The organism is Streptomyces sp. 7-21, assembly GCF_016741785.1.
In the GTDB taxonomy this organism is placed as follows: Bacteria; Actinomycetota; Actinomycetes; order Streptomycetales; family Streptomycetaceae; genus Streptomyces.
The window spans coordinates 219,764-236,614 of record NZ_JAERRL010000005.1 but is presented as its reverse complement, the minus strand read 5'-3'; the positions used below and the strand labels follow the sequence as shown (position 1 = coordinate 236,614).

Annotated in this window: 16 protein-coding genes; 5 read left to right on the top strand and 11 right to left on the bottom strand. The window is 71.3% G+C overall.

The genetic code is table 11. The annotated features are described in order from the left end of the window. Positions 1-31: 31 nt before the first annotated feature. The 5 genes from trpD to JK356_RS08605 all read right to left on the bottom strand — a co-directional run bounded on the left by trpD (position 32) and on the right by JK356_RS08605 (position 5,417). A complete protein-coding gene (gene trpD / locus JK356_RS08625) occupies positions 32-1,096 on the bottom strand; it encodes an anthranilate phosphoribosyltransferase (RefSeq protein WP_201866991.1) in 1,065 nt (354 codons plus the stop codon). A gap of 131 nt (positions 1,097-1,227) precedes the next feature. Beyond that, the gene (locus JK356_RS08620) at positions 1,228-2,865 is read right to left on the bottom strand and encodes a ubiquinol-cytochrome c reductase cytochrome b subunit (protein WP_201866990.1); all 1,638 of its coding nucleotides are present in this window, start codon (positions 2,863-2,865) and stop codon (positions 1,228-1,230) included. Beyond that, a complete protein-coding gene (locus JK356_RS08615; protein ID WP_201866989.1) occupies positions 2,862-3,935 on the bottom strand; it encodes a ubiquinol-cytochrome c reductase iron-sulfur subunit in 1,074 nt (357 codons plus the stop codon). The genes JK356_RS08620 and JK356_RS08615 overlap by 4 nt, the downstream gene beginning before the upstream one ends. Then, positions 3,932-4,741, bottom strand: a complete 810-nt coding sequence (locus JK356_RS08610; RefSeq protein WP_201866988.1) for a c-type cytochrome — start codon at positions 4,739-4,741, stop codon at positions 3,932-3,934. Before JK356_RS08610 ends, JK356_RS08615 begins: the two co-directional genes overlap by 4 nt. A gap of 55 nt (positions 4,742-4,796) precedes the next feature. Next, complete coding sequence (locus JK356_RS08605; protein WP_201866987.1) at positions 4,797-5,417, bottom strand: heme-copper oxidase subunit III; 621 nt, start codon at positions 5,415-5,417, stop codon at positions 4,797-4,799. A 209-nt stretch (positions 5,418-5,626) separates the two neighbouring features. Here JK356_RS08605 and JK356_RS08600 point away from each other — a divergent pair, with 209 nt between their 5' ends. Next, entirely contained in the window at positions 5,627-6,028 is a 402-nt protein-coding gene (locus JK356_RS08600; RefSeq protein ID WP_201866986.1) for a response regulator transcription factor, read from the top strand. A gap of 51 nt (positions 6,029-6,079) precedes the next feature. Here JK356_RS08600 and JK356_RS08595 read toward each other — a convergent pair whose 3' ends face one another. From JK356_RS08595 to coxB, 4 genes are all read right to left on the bottom strand, one after another. After that, complete coding sequence (locus JK356_RS08595; protein ID WP_201866985.1) at positions 6,080-7,345, bottom strand: Ig-like domain-containing protein; 1,266 nt, start codon at positions 7,343-7,345, stop codon at positions 6,080-6,082. A 146-nt stretch (positions 7,346-7,491) separates the two neighbouring features. Then, positions 7,492-7,890, bottom strand: a complete 399-nt coding sequence (locus JK356_RS08590) for a cytochrome c oxidase subunit 4 (RefSeq protein WP_201866984.1) — start codon at positions 7,888-7,890, stop codon at positions 7,492-7,494. Further along, on the bottom strand, positions 7,887-9,623 hold the full coding sequence (ctaD, locus tag JK356_RS08585) for a cytochrome c oxidase subunit I (protein WP_201866983.1): 1,737 nt from the start codon (positions 9,621-9,623) through the stop codon (positions 7,887-7,889). Before ctaD ends, JK356_RS08590 begins: the two co-directional genes overlap by 4 nt. Next, positions 9,620-10,585: a cytochrome c oxidase subunit II gene (coxB, locus tag JK356_RS08580; protein WP_201866982.1), complete on the bottom strand. Its 966-nt coding sequence runs from the start codon at positions 10,583-10,585 to the stop codon at positions 9,620-9,622. Before coxB ends, ctaD begins: the two co-directional genes overlap by 4 nt. 246 nt (positions 10,586-10,831) lie before the next feature. On the opposite strand from coxB, the gene JK356_RS08575 reads away from it, so the two are divergent. After that, entirely contained in the window at positions 10,832-12,253 is a 1,422-nt protein-coding gene (locus JK356_RS08575; protein ID WP_201866981.1) for a cysteine desulfurase/sulfurtransferase TusA family protein, read from the top strand. Between the two features lie 13 nt (positions 12,254-12,266). Here the strand turns inward: JK356_RS08575 and JK356_RS08570 are convergent, their stop codons facing one another. Then, positions 12,267-13,241, bottom strand: a complete 975-nt coding sequence (locus JK356_RS08570) for a carbohydrate kinase family protein (protein ID WP_201866980.1) — start codon at positions 13,239-13,241, stop codon at positions 12,267-12,269. 83 nt (positions 13,242-13,324) lie between these two features. On the opposite strand from JK356_RS08570, the gene JK356_RS08565 reads away from it, so the two are divergent. Continuing rightward, the gene (locus JK356_RS08565) at positions 13,325-13,960 is read left to right on the top strand and encodes a hypothetical protein (RefSeq protein WP_201866979.1); all 636 of its coding nucleotides are present in this window, start codon (positions 13,325-13,327) and stop codon (positions 13,958-13,960) included. A 165-nt stretch (positions 13,961-14,125) separates the two neighbouring features. Here JK356_RS08565 and erpA read toward each other — a convergent pair whose 3' ends face one another. Continuing rightward, positions 14,126-14,479, bottom strand: a complete 354-nt coding sequence (erpA, locus tag JK356_RS08560; protein ID WP_201866978.1) for an iron-sulfur cluster insertion protein ErpA — start codon at positions 14,477-14,479, stop codon at positions 14,126-14,128. A gap of 247 nt (positions 14,480-14,726) precedes the next feature. On the opposite strand from erpA, the gene nadA reads away from it, so the two are divergent. Together nadA and JK356_RS08550 are read left to right on the top strand one after the other, a co-directional pair. Next, a complete protein-coding gene (nadA, locus tag JK356_RS08555) occupies positions 14,727-15,917 on the top strand; it encodes a quinolinate synthase NadA (RefSeq protein WP_201866977.1) in 1,191 nt (396 codons plus the stop codon). A gap of 82 nt (positions 15,918-15,999) precedes the next feature. Further along, positions 16,000-16,851 (top strand): GNAT family N-acetyltransferase, encoded by an 852-nt coding sequence (locus JK356_RS08550; RefSeq protein ID WP_201866976.1) that lies wholly within the window; start codon positions 16,000-16,002, stop codon positions 16,849-16,851.

The window sequence follows — 16,851 nt, the reverse complement described above, 5'->3', positions numbered from 1 at the left end:
GATACCGGATCGACACCGGACCAGCGCCGGACTACGCGTGGCTGGCGGTGACCCAGCGCTCGAGCGTCGCCTTGGCGGCGCCGGAGTCGATGGACTCGGCCGCCTTCGCCATTCCCGCCGCCAGCTGCTCCGGCAGGGGCGCGTCCCCGGGCTCGAGCGCGACCAGCGCGGCGGCCGAGTTCAGCAGCACGGCGTCCCGCACCGGCCCCGCCTCGCCGTCCAGCACGCGGCGCGCCACCTCGGCGTTGTACGCGGCGTCCGCGCCGCGCAGCGCCTCGACCGGGGCCAGCTCGAGGCCGACGCTGCGCGGGTCGAAGTGCTCCTCGCGGACCGTGCCGTCCCGCACCACCCACACCCGCGACGGCGCCGTGATCGTCAGCTCGTCCAGGCCGTCGTCGCCCCGGAAGACCAGGGCGGACGAGCCGCGCCGCGCCAGCACCCCCGCCATGATGGGAGCCATGCGGGCGTCGGCGACCCCGGTGGCCTGGGCCCGCACCCGCGCCGGGTTGGTCAGCGGGCCGAGGAAGTTGAACGGCGTGGCGACCCCCAGCTCGCGGCGCGCGCGGGCCACGTGCCGCAGCGCCGGGTGGAACTTCACCGCGAAGCAGAAGCTGATGCCCGCCTCGGCCGCCACCTCGGCGACCCGCTCGGGCGTCAGCTCCAGGTTGACGCCGAGCTGCTCGAGCACGTCGGAGGCGCCGGAGGCGCTGGACGCCGCGCGGTTGCCGTGCTTGACGACAGTCGCGCCGGTGCCCGCCACCACGATCGCCGACATCGTGGAGATGTTGACCGTCCGCGCCCGGTCACCGCCGGTGCCGACGATGTCGACCGTGGGCCCGGGCACGTCGATCACGTTGGCGTGCTCGTACATGGTCTGCACGATCCCGGTCATCTCGTCCACCGTGACGCCCTTCGCACGCAGCGCCACGGCGAAGCCGGCGATCTGCGCGTCGGTGGCCTCGCCCGACATGATCCGGTCCATCGCCCAGGCCGCGGCATCCGGCGTCAGATCCTCGCCGACGAGCAGCGCGGTGAGCACGTCGGGCCACGTGTGCGCCGCCCCGGACGTGCCTGTGGCGGGGGTCGCAGCGCTCATGGGATCACTCCTGGCGGGTCGGGTGGACTGTCGCGGTGAAGCCTAACGGCGTCCGGGGCCGCGACGCTTCCCCGTGACGGAGAAGGGTCGCGGCCCCGGAACGGAAGGTGAGTACCAGACCGGCTCGGGCGTCAGTGGTGGCCCTCGCCGCTGGTGATCTCGCGGTACTCCTCGCGGGTCGGCAGCGGGATCTGCGCGTGCTCGCCGTAGTAGCCGCGGCTGATGCGCGCCCGCAGCTTCTCCAGCGGACCGGCCTTGCGGCGCACGCCGTTCTCGTCCGTCTCCGGACCGATCTCGTACGGCTCCGGCTGGTCGTGCGAGAGGATCGTGTACAGCCGCTCCCGCGGCAGCGGCTCGTGCACCTCGATGAACTCGCCGTGCGGCAGGCGCTTGATGATGCCGGTCTCCCGGCCGTGGAGCACCTTCTCGCGGTCGCGGCGCATGAGGCCGAGGCAGATCCGCCGGGTGACGATGAAGACGATCACCGGCAGGACGAAGAACGCGATCCGGCAGAACCAGGTGATGGCGTTGATCGACAGGTTGAAGTGGGTGGCCCACAGGTCGTTGCCGCCCGCGATCATGCAGACGCCGAACGCCGTCAGCCAGGCCATGCCGAACGCCGTCCTGGTGGGCACGTTCCGCGGCCGCTGCGCGATGTGGTGCTCCCGGTTGTCCTTGGTCACCCAGGCCTCGAAGAACGGGTAGACCCCCATCACGATCAGCAGCGACGGGAACAGGATCAGCGGCACCAGCAGGCCGAAGTTCAGCGTGTACCCGCCGGGCAGCACCCACTCCAGGCCCGGCATCATGCGCACCAGGCCCTCGGAGAAGCCGAGATACCAGTCGGGCTGGGCGTTGGTCGAGATCTGGTCCGGGCGGTAGGGGCCCAGCACCCAGATCGGGTTGATCGTCACCGTCGCGGCGATCAGCGCGATCACGCCGAAGACCAGGAAGAAGAACCCGCCCGCCTTGGCCATGTACACCGGCAGCAGCGGCATGCCCACGACGTTGTTGTTCGTCCGGCCCGGCCCCGCGAACTGCGTGTGCTTGTGGTAGACGACCAGGATCAGGTGCGCCACCACCAGGCCGAGCATGATGCCCGGCAGGACCAGCACGTGGACGATGAAGAACCGCGGGATGATGTCGTCCCCGGGGAACTCGCCGCCGAAGACGAACATCTGCAGGTACGAGCCGATGACCGGCATCGACAGGATGGCGCCCTCGGCGAACCTGATGCCGATACCCGACAGCAGGTCATCCGGCAGCGAGTAGCCGGTGAGGCCGGTGAAGACCGCCAGCACCAGCAGCGTGAAGCCGAACAGCCAGTTGATCTCGCGGGGCTTCCGGAACGCGCCCGTGAAGAAGACGCGCATCATGTGGAAGAACAGGCCGACCACGAAGATCAGCGCCGCCCAGTGGTGGATCTGCCGGACCAGCAGGCCGCCGCGGACGTCGAAGCTGATGTCCAGCGTCGAGGCGTACGCCTCGGACATCAGGACGCCCTGCATCGGCTCGTACGGGCCGTGGTACTCCACCTCGGCCATGCTCGGCACGAAGAACAGCGTCAGGTACGTGCCGGTCAGGATCAGGATGATGAAGCTGTACAGGCAGATCTCGCCCAGCAGGAATGACCAGTGGTCCGGGAAGATCTTGCGCATGTTGGCCTTGGCGAGGCTGTAGATGCCCAGCCTGCCGTCGGCCCAGTCAGCGATCCGCTCGCCGGCGGGAGCCTTGCCCCGGGCCTTCGGGGCGTCTGTTGCCGTACTCATCCGCGCTCCCAGAAGCTCGGGCCGGGGGGCTCCTCAAAGTCGCCGAGCGCTTGGAGGTAGCCGTCTTCGTTCACACTGATCCGCAGCTGCGGCAGCGGGTGGCCCGCCGGGCCGAAGAGCACCCTCGCACCATCAGACAGGTCGAACGTGGACTGGTGGCACGGGCACAGGGCGTGGTGCGTCTGCTGCTCGTAGAGCGTGGCGGGGCAGCCGATGTGCGTGCAGATCTTCGAGAAACACAGGATGCCGTCGTAGCCCCACTCGGCCGACCGCTGGTCCTTGATGTCCTCGGGCTCCAGCCGCACCAGCATGACCGCGGCCTTGGCGATCTGCTCGTGGAAGTCGTGGTCGTGCGGGTCGAGGCCCTCCGGCATCGCCTGGGTCAGCGAGCCGACGGTGATGTCCTCGGGCCGCAGCGGCTGCATCGTGGACTCGTTGATGATGAGCGAGCCGCGGCGCCAGGCCGTGTGGCGGAGCTTGTCCTCCGGCAGCGGACCCAGGTCCCGCAGCAGCACGACGCCGGACAGCGGCACCAGGGCGAGCGCACCGTAGAGGGTGCGGCGCACCAGCGTGCGGCGGCCGAACTGGGACTCGGCGACGCCCTTGCGGAACTCCTCCAGGACGTGCGCCTTCACCTCGGGGGACGCCTCGATGGCGTGGCGCTCCTCGGGGACCTCCTCGTCGGACATCAGCGTCCTGGCCCAGTGGACGGCACCGGCACCGATGCAGGCGAGCGCGGTGCCCAGGGTCAGGCCGAGGGCGAAGTTCAGCCCGCTGACGTGGCCGAACGGCCAGATGTAAACGATCTTGTCGATCGGGATCGTCACGTACGCGACGATGAACCCGATCGTGGCCAGCATGGACGTGGCGAACAGCAGGGCGACGGTGCGCTCGGAGCGCTTGGCGGCCCGCTCGTCGATGTCCTGCCGGCGCTTTTCGTGGGGCGGCAGCCCCGGGTCGGTGAACGGGTCGTCGTGCGCGGCGGCCTCGCCGTGCTCCCGCTCACTGGGCAGATGTCCCTGCGAGGACTCTGCTGTCTGCTCTTCTGGCTGTTCTGTCTGGCTGCTCATGACTTCTTGGCCTTTGCGGTCCGGGCGCCGATCCACACGGCCGCGGCGACGAGGATTCCAATGCCGAACGTCCACGCGAACAGGCCCTCGCCGACCGGGCCGTAGCCGCCCAGCGTGAAGCCGCCGGGGTTGGGCGACTCGGAGGTGTTGACGGCGTCGAGCCAGGCGATGATGTCCCGCTTGTCCTGCTCGCCGAGCGTGCCCTCGGGGAAGGACGGCATGTTCTGGGGGCCGGTCAGCATCGCCTCGTAGATGTACCTGGGGTCGACGTCTTCGAGGTCCGGGGCCTCCTTGCCGTTGGTGAGGGCACCGCCGCTGCCGGTGAAGTTGTGGCACTGCGAGCAGTTGGTCCGGAACAGCTCCCCGCCGCGGGCGGCGTCACCCTGCGCCGGGTCGTAGCTCGACTCCTCCGGCACGCTCGGGCCCGGGCCCAGCGAGGCGATGTAGGCGGCGAGCTGGTCGATCTCCGCCTGGGTGTAGACCTTGGGCTTGCGCGGCGCCTGCGGGCCGGGCTGCTGCATCGGCATGCGGCCGGTGCCGACCTGGAAGTCGACCGCGGCGGCTCCCACGCCGACCAGGGAAGGACCGTCGCTGCTGCCCTGGCCGTCGGTTCCGTGGCAACTGGAGCAGCCGACCTCGTAGAGCCGTTCGCCCTCCTCGATGGCGAGAGACTGAGCCGACGTGTCCGCCTCGGCCTCGTCCGCGGGGGCCAGCACGGCGTACAGCCCCCCCGTGGCCGCCAGCGCGAAGAGAAGGACGACCAGCGCCGCCAGCGGATGGCGCCGTCGTGCGGAGAGCTTTTTCACGGATTACCCCGGTGTCAGGATCTTCTGCGTCGGTGCTGTGGTCTGGGCGTCGGTGTTACTGGATCAGGTAGATCGTGGCGAAGAGGCCGATCCAGACGACGTCGACGAAGTGCCAGTAGTAGGACACGACGATGGCCGTGGTCGCCTGCTCGTGGGTGAAGCGCCGCGCCGCGTAGGTCCGCGCCAGCACGAGCAGGAAGGCGATCAGTCCTCCGAGGACGTGCAGCCCGTGGAAGCCGGTCGTCAGGTAGAAGGCCGAGCCGTACGGGCCGGAGGAGATCGTGATGCCCTCGTGCTCCACCAGCTCCACGTACTCGGCGACCTGGCCGCCGATGAAGATGGCGCCCATGATGAAGGTGACCACGAACCAGCCGCGGAGCTTCTTCACGTCGCCGCGCTCGGCCGCGAAGACACCAAGCTGGCAGGTGAGCGAGGAGAGCACCAGAATCGTGGTGTTCCCGGTCGAGAACGGCAGGTTCAGGGCATCCGCGTTCTCCTGCCAGTAGTCGGCGCCCATCACCGACCGCAGGGTGAAGTACATCGCGAAAAGGGCCGCGAAGAACATCAGCTCGGAACTCAGCCAGATGACGGTTCCGACGCTCGTGACGTTCGGCCGGTTCACCCGGGGGGCCGAGGGATGTGCGTGCCCGGTTTCTACTGCTGTTGCTGTCGCCACGCCGTCATTATGTCCTTCGCGGTTCCGGCGTCCGTCCGGGGGGGTGCCGTTCGGTGTGTCAAGGGCATGTGGCAGGCGCTTTCGGGCCCCCGCCGGGCCGGCCGGAGGATGCAGGCCACTGCCCGGACCGCGGGCCGACGGAGTAGCATCCGCGCCAGCGGGCGGCGCCCGCCGCCCGGCCCGAGTACCGCCTCGCCCACGGAGGAACGATGCAGTCCACCGCCACGGTGCTGGTCTACAGCGACGACGCGAACACCCGCGAGCAGGTGCGGCTGGCGGCGGGAAAGCGGCCCGCCGCCGACGTTCCGGCCGTCGAGTACGTCGAGTGCGCCACGCTGCCCGCCGTGCTCAGCGCGTTGGAGGCCGGCGGCATCGACGCGTGCGTGCTGGACGGTGAGGCGGTGCCCGCCGGCGGCATGGGGGTGTGCCGGCAGATCAAGGACGAGATCTTCGACTGCCCGCCCGTGCTGCTGCTGATCGGCCGCCCGCAGGACGCCTGGCTGGCGACGTGGAGCCGGGCGGAGGAGACAGTCGCGCACCCGGTGGACCCGGCCGAGCTGGCCGGCGCGCTGGCCTCGCTGCTGCGCCGCCGCCTGCCCGCTGCCGCCTGAGCGGCCGCGCACGCGGTTCCCGGCTCCCGCCCCGGATCGCGTCCCGGGACGTCACACCCCGGGGCGGAGCGGGCCGGAGGCGGCCTCCTGGCGCTGCTCGTCCCGGCGCTCGGCCATGGCGTGCAGGGCGCTGCCCTCCTGCCATTCCTCCCAGCTGAGGTTCCAGTCACCGAAGCCGTTGCCGAACGGGTCCATGTCCTCGCCGTAGCCGTTGACGTGCTCGACGATGTCGCCCGGCTTGACCAGCTCGAAGAACCAGCGGGCGTTCTCCGTGCTCAGGCCGGTGCAGCCGTGGCTGACGTTGGCGACGCCGTGGGAGGCGGCCGACCACGGGGCGCCGTGGACGTACTCGCCGCTCCACGTCAGCCGCGTGGCCCAGTACACCGGCAGGTCGTAGGACTCCGCGCTGCCGGCGGGGATGCCGATGCTGGTGCCGGTCATGCGCACGTACGATTCGCGGCCCAGGATCACCTTCTTGCCGTTGCGGGTGCGGAAGCCTTCCTTGCCGGTGGTGATCGGCACGGTCCGCAGCTCTTCGCCGTTGCGTGAGACCGTCATGGTCAGGGCGCTGATGTCGGCGACGGCCTCGATGCGGTCACCGAACGACACTTCTAGCGGCTCGGCTGCCGCGCCGCGCAGGCCGTCGCGGATGTGGACGCCGTCCAGGGCGGAGCTGACCGTGACGGTGGCGTGCGCGGGCCAGTACTCGCGCGGCCGGTAGTGCAGCGTCTGGTCGTCCACCCAGTGCCAGGCGCCGGTGACCTCGGGGTCCGAGCGGACGGTCAGCGCCGACTCGACGCGGGCGCGTTCGGTCAGGGCGGAGACGGGGTGGCTCAGTTCGGCGGTCAGCGGCTGTCCCACGCCGTAGGTGCCGGGCTCGGGCCCGAAGCTTATCTCCAGGCGCTCCGCGCTGTCGGAGGTGCCGGTGCGGAACTCGTACACGCCCCGGCCCGGTTCACCGTTGCCGTTCTCGGTGCTCACCCGCACCGTGTAGCTGGCACGGGCCGCAAGCGGCTCGCTGCTGCGCCAGCCCCGCCCGTCGGCGGTGAGTTCGCCGGTCAGCGGGCGTCCCTCGCTGTCCCGGGCCGTCACGTCGGTGATCCGGCCGCCGGTGTCGGTGAGGGTGATGGTCAGCGGCTGGTCGGGGTCGGCGGCGGTGGCCCCGGGGCCGTCCGCGTGGCCGAAGGAGAGGTGCCCGGTGGCGTCGTACGGGGTCGCCGTGAGGGAGGAGGCGCCGCCCACGCAGGCGGTGAGCCCGGCCACCAGCGGGGCGAACACCAGGCCGATGCAGAGCACTATGCGGGTTCGGTGACTCATAGCCACAACGTACGCAGGCTGTCACCCTTCGGCGCGCCGTCCGCCCGCGATCGGGTGACGGGCGCCGGGCCGCCCGCAGGACGCGCGTGGGCCCCCTCGGCAGCCGTGCCGAGGGGGCCCACGGGCGGAGCGTCACCCGTTCCGGGTCACTGGTTCTGGTTCTCGCCCCGGTAGTACTCGAAGACCCACAGCCACAGGCCGAGAGCGGTCAGCGGGGCGGTGAAGTACAGGAACCACCAGCCGAAGACCGGCCCCATGAAGGCGGTCAGGGCGCCCGCCGCCAGCAGCAGCGGAGCCCAGCTGTGCGGGCTGAAGAACCCGAGCTCGCCCGCGTCGTCGGCGACCTCGGCGTCCTTGCGGTCCTGCGCGCCGGTGTCCACGCGCCGGGCGGTGAACACCAGGTAGAAGCCGATCATGGCCGACAGGCCGAAGGCCAGGAAGAGGGCCGTGGTGCCGACGGGCTCCTTCGACCAGACGCCGTACACGATGGCGGCGCCCAGCATGAAGATGCTGACCCAGCTGAAGATGTGTCCCTGAATCCTCACTTGGCGGCCCCCTTGTCCTCGCCGGCGCCGGCGCCGACGGCCACGCGCTCGCCGCCGCCCAGCTGGTCAAGCTCGGCCAGCTCGGGGTGGTGCAGGTCGAAGGCGGGCGATTCGGAACGGATCCTGGGGAGCGAGGTGAAGTTGTGCCGCGGCGGCGGGCACGAGGTGGCCCACTCCAGGGAGCGGCCGTAGCCCCAGGGGTCGTCCTCGGTGACCTTCTCGCCGTACTTCCACGTCTTCCAGATGTTGTAGAAGAACGGCAGGATCGACAGGCCGAGCAGGAACGAGCTGATCGTGGAGATGGTGTTCAGCGTGGTGAAGCCGTCCGCCGCGAGGTAGTCGGCGTAGCGGCGCGGCATGCCCTCGGCGCCCAGCCAGTGCTGCACCAGGAACGTGCCGTGGAAGCCGACGAACAGCGTCCAGAAGGTGATCTTCCCGAGCCGCTCGTCGAGCATCTTGCCCGTCCACTTCGGCCACCAGAAGTGGAATCCGGCGAACATCGCGAAGACCACGGTGCCGAAGACCACGTAGTGGAAGTGGGCCACGACGAAGTAGCTGTCGGAGATGTGGAAGTCCAGCGGCGGCGACGCCAGGATGACGCCGGTGAGACCGCCGAAGAGGAAGGTGATCAGGAATCCGATCGACCACAGCATCGGCGTCTCGAACGACAGCGAGCCCTTCCACATGGTGCCGATCCAGTTGAAGAACTTCACACCGGTCGGCACCGCGATCAGGAAGGTCATGAAGGAGAAGAACGGCAGCAGCACCGCGCCCGTGACGTACATGTGGTGCGCCCACACCGTCACCGACAGCCCGGCGATCGAGATGGTCGCGGCGACCAGGCCGATGTAGCCGAAGATCGGCTTGCGGCTGAACACCGGGACGATCTCGGAGACGATGCCGAAGAACGGCAGCGCGATGATGTACACCTCGGGGTGGCCGAAGAACCAGAACAGGTGCTGCCAGAGGATGGCGCCGCCGTTGGCGGAGTCGAAGATGTGCGACCCGAAGGTGCGGTCCGCCTGGAGCGCGAAGAGCGCGGCGGCGAGCACCGGGAAGGCCAGCAGGATCAGCACACCGGTCAGCAGCACGTTCCAGGTGAAGATCGGCATGCGGAACATCGTCATGCCGGGCGCGCGCATGCAGATGATGGTCGTGATGAAGTTGACCGCGCCGAGGATCGTGCCGAAGCCGGAGAAGGCCAGGCCCATGATCCACATGTCGGCGCCGACGCCCGGCGAGTGCACCGCGTCGGACAGCGGCGAGTAGGCGAACCAGCCGAAGCTCGCGGCGCCCTGCGGGGTAAAGAAACCGGCCACGGCCAGCAGGCTGCCGAAGGTGTACAGCCAGTACGCCAGCATGTTCAGCCGCGGGAACGCCACGTCCGGCGCACCGATCTGCAGCGGCATGATCCAGTTCGCGAACCCGGCGAACAGCGGAGTCGCGAACATCAGCAGCATCACCGTGCCGTGCATGGTGAACAGCTGGTTGAACTGCTCGTTCGTCACCACCTGATTGCCAGGCCGGGCCAGCTCGGCGCGCATGATCAGCGCCATCACGCCGCCGATGATGAAGAAGGCGAACGAGCTGATCAGGTACAGCGACCCGATCGTCTTGTGATCGGTCGTCGTCAGCCAGCTGACGATGACCGAGCCCGGCCGCTTGCGGCGGGCGGGCGGGCCCTGAGTCACGGTCCCGGTGTCAGCCGTCTGGCTCTTCTCGGTGATACTCACGGCTTCCCCTCATTGGTCTCCGCGTTGACGGCGGCGTCCGTCTGCGGAATGCCCGCCGGGATGTAGCCCGTCTGGCCTCGGTCCGCAAGGTCCTGAAGGTACTGCTGGTACTCCTCAGGGGAGACGACACGGACGTTGAAGAGCATGCGCGAGTGGTCGACGCCGCACATCTCGGCGCACTTGCCCACGAACGTGCCCTGCTCGGTCGGCGTGACCTCGAACGTGTTCGCGTGTCCGGGGATCACGTCCTGCTTCATCAGGAAGGGCACCGGCCAGAACGAGTGGATGACGTCCCGCGAGGTGAGGATGAACTGCACCGTCTCCCCCTCGGGCAGCACCAGGGTCGGGCCCGGGTTGCCCGTTACGGGGTCGCGGTCGGCCGGGGTGCCCGTCTCGTAGACGCCGTCGGCACCCTCGGGGACGCGCTCCATCATCCGGTCGGGGATGGCGTCCAGTTCCGGAGCGGTGTGCGCGTCGTTGTCCGAGGCGCCGACGGGCTCCAGGTAGTTGAAGCCCCAGCTCCACTGATAGCCGACCACGTTGATGACGTGGTCGGGCTCATCCGAGGTCTCCAGCAGCTCACTCTGGTCCCGGGCCGTGAAATAGAACAGCACCGAGACCACGATGAGCGGAACCAGCGTGTACAGCGCCTCGATGGGCAGGTTGTACCTGTTCTGCGGTGGAACCTCCACCTTGGTCCTGGAGCGGCGGTGGAAGAACACGCTCCACAGGATCAGACCCCAGACCAGCACGCCCGTCACCAGCGCGGCGGCCCATGAGCCCTGCCACAGAGACAGAATCCGGGGGGCCTCCTCGGTGACCGGGGTGGGCATGCCGAGGCGGGGGAAGTCCTCGGAGGTGCAACCCGTGGCGGTTGCCAGGACCAGGCCCGCGATCAGCGCCTGCGGCAGGATCCGCCGCACCGGGCGCCGCGACGAGCGGTCGGAGCCGTTGGGACTCACGTAGCGCCTTCCCGAGAATCTCGCCCGTGCGGCCGCTGCCTTCGCTCGGTGGCGGGGGCGTGACCTGCCACGGGCAGGGTTTGGTTGCTTTATGCGGGACAGAACCCTACTCGACGCCCCCGGAGCGCTCGCGGGGAGGGGGCCAATCGCGGCGTGCCTGGGGACGGTACGGCGTGCCGCCCCCCGCCCTCCGGGGGACGCCGCCCCGCGCTGTCCCGCGTGACGGCGCCGCGTAGCGTTCTGACCGTGCCGTACTTTGACGCTGCATCCTCGCTCCCGCTGCACCCGGTCGCCCGGCAGGCGCTGCTGGCCGCGCTCGACGAGGGCTGGGCCGACCCGGCGCGCCCGCACCGGGAGGGCCGGCGGGCCCGGCTGCTGCTGGACGCCGCCCGGGAGAGCGCGGCGGAGGCCGTCGGCTGCCGCCCGGACGAGCTGTCGTTCACCGCATCCGGGACGCGCGCCCTGCACACCGGGATCGCGGGGGCGCTGGCCGGGCGGGCCCGGGCCGGGCGGCACCTGCTGGTGTCTGCCGTGGAGCATTCGGCGGTGCTGCACGCGGCGGAGGCGCACCGCGCGGCGGGCGGCACCTCGGCGCTGGTTCCGGTGGAGCGGACCGGCCGGGTGGCCCCGCAGGCGGTGGCGGCGGCGCTGCGGGAGGCACCCGGCGGGACGGCGCTGGTGTGCGTGCAGGCGGCCAACCACGAGGTGGGGACGCGGCAGCCGGTGGCGCGGATCGCCCAGCTGTGCCAGGAGGCGGGGGTGCCGCTGCTGGTGGACGCCGCGCAGTCGCTGCCCTGGGAACGGACGGACGGGCCGTGGTCGCTGCTGGCGGCCAGCGCGCACAAGTGGGGCGGCCCGGGGGGCGTCGGGCTGCTCGTGGTGCGCAAGGGCACGCGGTTCGCGCCCCCGGCGCCCTCGGACGAGCGGGAGGCGGGCCGGGCGCCCGGTTTCCCGGGGATCCCGCAGATCGTGGCCGCCGCGGCGGCGCTGCGCGCCGTGCGTGAGGAGGCGGAGCGGGAGGCGGCCCGGCTGCGGGTGCTGGTGGACCGGGTGCGGGCTCAGGTGCCGCGGCTGGTGCCGGACGCCGAGGTGATGGGGGATCCGGCGGACCGGCTGCCGCACATCGTGACGTTCTCCGTGCTGTACGCCGACGGCGAGGCGCTGCTGGGGGAGCTGGACCGGGAGGGGTTCTCCGTGTCGTCCGGCTCCTCGTGCACCTCCAGCACCCTCACGCCCAGCCACGTGCTGCGGGCGATGGGCGTGCTGTCCGAGGGGAACGTGCGGGTGTCGCTGCCGCCGGGCACGGCGGAGGGGGACGTCGAGCGGTTCCTTCAGGTGCTGCCCGGCGTGGTGTCCCGGGTCCGCGGGCAGCTTCCCGGGGAACCGGACGCCGGGGACGCGACCGCGCCGCGGACCGGCCAGGCACCCGGCCGGACGCCGGACGGGATCACGGTCGACGCGCTGGGGCGGCGGTGCCCCCTTCCCGTGATCGAGCTGGCGAAGACCATCGGGAACGTGCCGCCCGGCGGCGTGGTGACGGTGCTCGCCGACGACGAGGCCGCGCGCCTGGACATTCCCGCGTGGTGCACGATGCGCGGCCACACCTACCTGGGTGAGTCCCCCGCGCCGGACGGCGGCACGGCCTACCGCGTGCGCCGGGAGCGCTGAGGCGCCGCGGCCGTCACAGCAGGTGGGCCCGGACCTCGTCGGCGGCCTGCTGCCCGTACGCCTTGGTGAAGCGCTCCATGAACGGGCCCCGCCGCAGGGTGTACTCCTGCGTGCCGACGGTCTCGATCACGAGCGTCGCGAGCATGCAGCCGACCTGGGCGCTGCGTTCCAGGGAGGCGCCCCAGGCGAGGCCGGAGAGGAAACCGGCGCGGAAGGCGTCGCCCACGCCGGTGGGGTCGACCTTCTCCTCCTCTTCGGGGCAGTGGACCTCGATGTCGGGCTCGCCGGCGCGCGAGATGCGGGCGCCGCGGGCGCCGAGGGTCGTCACCCAGGTGCCGGCCCTGGTGAGGATCTCCTCGGGCGACCAGCCCGTCTTCGCCGTGATGAGGCTGCGCTCGTACTCGTTGCAGAACAGGTAGGCGGCGCCGTCGATCAGGTCCCTGATCTCCTCGCCGCTCATGCGGGCGAGCTGCTGGGAGAAGTCGGCGGCGAACGGGATGCCGCGGGTGCGGCACTCCTCGGTGTGCCGCAGCATCGCCTCCGGGTCGTCGGCGCCGATGTGGACGAGGTCGAGGCCGCCGACGCGGTCGGCGACGGTCTGGAGCTCGATGAGCCGGGCCTCGCTCATGGCGCCGGTGTAGAAGGAGCCGATCTGGTTGTGGTCGGCGTCGGTGGTGCACACGAAGCGGGCCGTGTGCAGGACGTCGGAGATGCGCACCGACTGGGTGTCCACGCCGTGCCGGTCCAGCCAGGCGCGGTACTCCTCGAAGTCGGCTCCGGCGGCGCCCACCAGGATCGGCGCCGCGCCGAGCTGGCCCATGCCGAAGCAGATGTTGGCGCCGACACCGCCGCGCCTGACCTCAAGCGAGTCGACGAGGAAGGACAGGGAGACCGTGTGCAGCTGCTCCCCGACGAGCTGCTCCGCGAAGCGGCCGGGGAAGGTCATCAGGTGGTCGTGGGCGATGGACCCGGAGACGGCGATGCGCAACGCGGTGCTGCTTCCTTGGAAGGGGACGGGCTTCTTAGGTTATCCAACGGGAACCACGGCGCGGACCTGCCCGTCAAACCAGCGTGACCAACGACGAGAGCGAAGAGACCAACGACCTCGTCCCCGCGCGGCCGGCGCACGCCGCCGGCAGCGAGCCGGATGCCCCCGCGCCTCGCCGCCGCCGCTGGGCTGCCGTCGCCGCCGCGGCGACCGCGGTGGCACTGCTGGCAAGCGGCGCGTACGGGGCCCAGGCGCTGCAGGACGGCGGTCAGCCGGGTGAGGAGACGGCGGCAGCGCGGGCGGACGGCGGTGGCCAGGCGGCGGCCGGCGCCGCCCCGGCAGACAGCGCGGACACCGCAGACAACGGGGACAACGGGGACAGCGGGGACACCGCGGACGGCTCCGGAGACGGGGTGGCGGGCGAGCGGCCGGCCCGGGACGACGACGCGGCGCGGCCGGAGGGCGGCGGCGCGGTGGGGTACACGGCGGACGGCCGCACGCTGACCGTGACCTTCTGGGGCAGCGCCTGCGGCGAGTACGAGGTGACGGCCGAGGAGACCGGCGAGGAGGTCGCCGTCACGGTGGCGCGGCAGGACACGGACAGCGACCAGGTCTGCGTGATGATGGCCGAGCAGCATGAGGCCGAGATCCGGCTGGAGGAGCCGCTGGGCAGCCGGGACGTGGTGGACGCCACCGGGGAGCCGCTGCCCGCGTGGTGAGCCGGATGGTGACGGGATGGTGACCCGGGCGGAGACGTAACGCGCGCGTGCCCGGGGGAGGCGGCCGGCAGGTGACCGGCGGCCTCCCCCGGGCACGGGAGGTTCTGGCCTCGCAGCGGCGGCGTGGGCGGCGGGGCGGCCGCGGCCGCCCCGTCCCTCAGCCGGTCAGCTGAAGGAGTCGCCGCAGGCGCAGGAGTTCGTGGCGTTGGGGTTGTCGATCGTGAAGCCCTGCTTCTCGATGGTGTCGACGAAGTCGATGGAGGCACCGCCGAGATAGGGGGCGCTCATCCGGTCGGTCACGACCTTGACGCCGTCGTAGTCCTTGACGACGTCGCCGTCGAGCGAGCGCTCGTCGAAGAAGAGCTGGTAGCGCAGGCCGGAACACCCGCCGGGCTGGACCGCCACGCGGAGCGCGAGGTCGTCGCGCCCTTCCTGCTCAAGGAGGCTCTTGACCTTGGCCACGGCCGCGTCGGAAAGGATGATGCCGTCACTCACAGCGGTCTGTTCCGATACGGACATCTGCTGACTCCCGGGTAGTACGGATGCTCTGCCGTGTGCTCCAACAGGCCGCCCGGCGGATTCATTCCTTCACGGGGCGGTCCGTCGCGTCCTTTCATGCTCGCACACGGGCCCCGGTCGCGGCACCGCACGCGTCAGAGTGACGCGATCGTCATCGTCAGATTGACGCTAAGGCGGTTATCATCCTTGCACCCATTACGTCATTCCGACGAAAAGACGTGGACCAGCAACAGAAAGGGTGCGTGTCGTGACCACCGCCCAGCCCCTGGACGTCCAGCCCACCTCGCTCGCGCTCCACCTGCTCGGCCGCGGCTCCGACCCCGCCTCCGAGCGCGGCGTGGACTGTCCCGGTGACCTGCCCGCGCCCTCGGACCCGGACCTGGTCGCCCGCGCCCGCGCCGCCAAGGAACGGCTGGGCGACCGCGTCTTCGTGCTGGGCCACCACTACCAGCGTGACGAGGTCATCCAGTTCGCGGACGTCACCGGCGACTCGTTCAAGCTGGCCCGCGACGCCGCCGCGCGGCCCGGAGCCGAGTACATCGTCTTCTGCGGCGTGCACTTCATGGCCGAGTCCGCCGACATCCTCACCTCCGCCCACCAGCAGGTCATCCTCCCCGACCTCGCCGCCGGCTGCTCGATGGCCGACATGGCCGCCGCCGAGCAGGTCGAGGAGGCGTGGGAGGTGCTGGCGGAGGCGGGCGTCGCGGACGTCACCGTGCCCGTGACGTACATGAACTCCTCGGCGGACATCAAGGCGTTCACCGGCCGGCACGGCGGCACCATCTGCACCTCGTCCAACGCCAAGCGCGCCCTGACCTGGGCCTTCGCGCAGCACGAGCCGGGCGCCGGCAAGGTGCTCTTCCTGCCCGACCAGCACCTGGGCCGCAACACGGCCGTCCGCGACCTGGGGATGTCGCTGGACGACTGCGTGGTCTATAACCCGCACAAGCCGAACGGCGGCCTGACGCCGCAGCAGCTCCGCGACGCACGGATGATCCTGTGGCGCGGCCACTGCTCGGTCCACGGCCGGTTCACGCTCGACTCCGTCAACGAGGTCCGTGACCGCATCCCCGGCGTCAACGTCCTGGTGCACCCCGAGTGCCGCCACGAGGTGGTCGCCGCCGCCGACCAGGTGGGCTCCACGGAGTACATCATCAAGACGCTCCGCGAGGCCCCGGCGGGCTCGAAGTGGGCCGTGGGCACCGAGCTGAACCTCGTGCGCCGCCTGGCTGAGCGCCACGCCGCCGAGGACAAGCAGATCGTCTTCCTCGACCGCACCGTCTGCTTCTGCTCCACGATGAACCGCATCGACCTGCCCCACCTGGTGTGGGCGCTGGAGTCGCTGGCCGACGGCCGGGTCGTCAACCGCATCGAGGTGGACCCGCGCACCGAGCACGACGCCAAGCTCGCCCTGGAGCGCATGCTGGCGCTGCCCTGACCCCGCTTCCCCTCTCCCCCTTACGCTTCCCCGCCCCGGGCACCGTGTTGGCTGGCGCCCGGGGCCACGTCACGATGCTGTGATGATCCTTCGCCCGATACGGGATACCGCGGCGGACGCCGAAGCCGTGCGCGAGGTCGCCGCCAGCGCCTTCGAAGGCGGCGCGTGGGATGACCGGCGCACGGCCCGGTTCCGGCGCCGGGTGCGCCACCTCGCCGTCACCGACCCGCCCGGCTGCTGGCTCGCCGAAGAGGACGGCGGCAGACCCGTCGGTGCGGTCCTGGCCAGCCGGCGCGAGGGCCTGTGGGGGCTGTCGCTGCTGGCGGTCGCGCCGGGCGCGCGCGGCAAGGGCCTGGGCACGCAGCTGCTGGACCGCGCCCTGGAGTACAGCAGGGGCACGCTGCGCGGCATGATCTGCTGCACCCCGCACCAGGCGGCCGCCCGCGTCTACCACCGGGCCGGGTTCACGCTGCATCCGACGATGCGGCTGACGGGCACGGTGGATGCTGCGGACGTGGAGGTGCCGGACGGGCCCGCCGTCGAGGGCGGCCCCGGCCAGCGCGCCCTGATGGACTCCGTGGACCGGCGGGTGCGCGGCAGCGCCCACGGCCCGGACCACGACGAGCTGCTGAAGCACCACCGGGTGATCGTCGCGGACGACCTGGCGGGCAGCGGCTACTGCTACGTCAGCGACGAGGGCGTCGTGGGCCTGCTCGCGGCCACGTCCCGGCGCATCGCCGTGCGGCTGCTGTCCTCCGCGCTGCTGAGCCTGCCGGCGGGCGCCGCCGCCGTGGTGCGGCACCTGACGGCGGAGCAGGACTGGGCGGTGGGCGTCGGCCTGGACGCCGGGCTGCGGCTGGCGCACGACGGCTACCTGGCGCTGCGCGGCATGCGGCCGCCGGCACCCTACCTGCCGTCGCCGCAGTTCCTGTGA

What these genes read in the sequence shown, in the direction of transcription:
- trpD (WP_201866991.1), bottom strand. Translation starts at nt 1,096, where the DNA reads ATGAGCGCTGCGACCCCCGCCACAGGCACGTCCGGGGCGGCGCACACG.
- JK356_RS08620 (WP_201866990.1), bottom strand. Translation starts at nt 2,865, where the DNA reads ATGAGTACGGCAACAGACGCCCCGAAGGCCCGGGGCAAGGCTCCCGCC.
- JK356_RS08615 (WP_201866989.1), bottom strand. Translation starts at nt 3,935, where the DNA reads ATGAGCAGCCAGACAGAACAGCCAGAAGAGCAGACAGCAGAGTCCTCG.
- JK356_RS08600 (WP_201866986.1), top strand. Translation starts at nt 5,627, where the DNA reads ATGCAGTCCACCGCCACGGTGCTGGTCTACAGCGACGACGCGAACACC.
- JK356_RS08595 (WP_201866985.1), bottom strand. Translation starts at nt 7,345, where the DNA reads ATGAGTCACCGAACCCGCATAGTGCTCTGCATCGGCCTGGTGTTCGCC.
- erpA (WP_201866978.1), bottom strand. Translation starts at nt 14,479, where the DNA reads ATGTCCGTATCGGAACAGACCGCTGTGAGTGACGGCATCATCCTTTCC.
- JK356_RS08550 (WP_201866976.1), top strand. Translation starts at nt 16,000, where the DNA reads ATGATCCTTCGCCCGATACGGGATACCGCGGCGGACGCCGAAGCCGTG.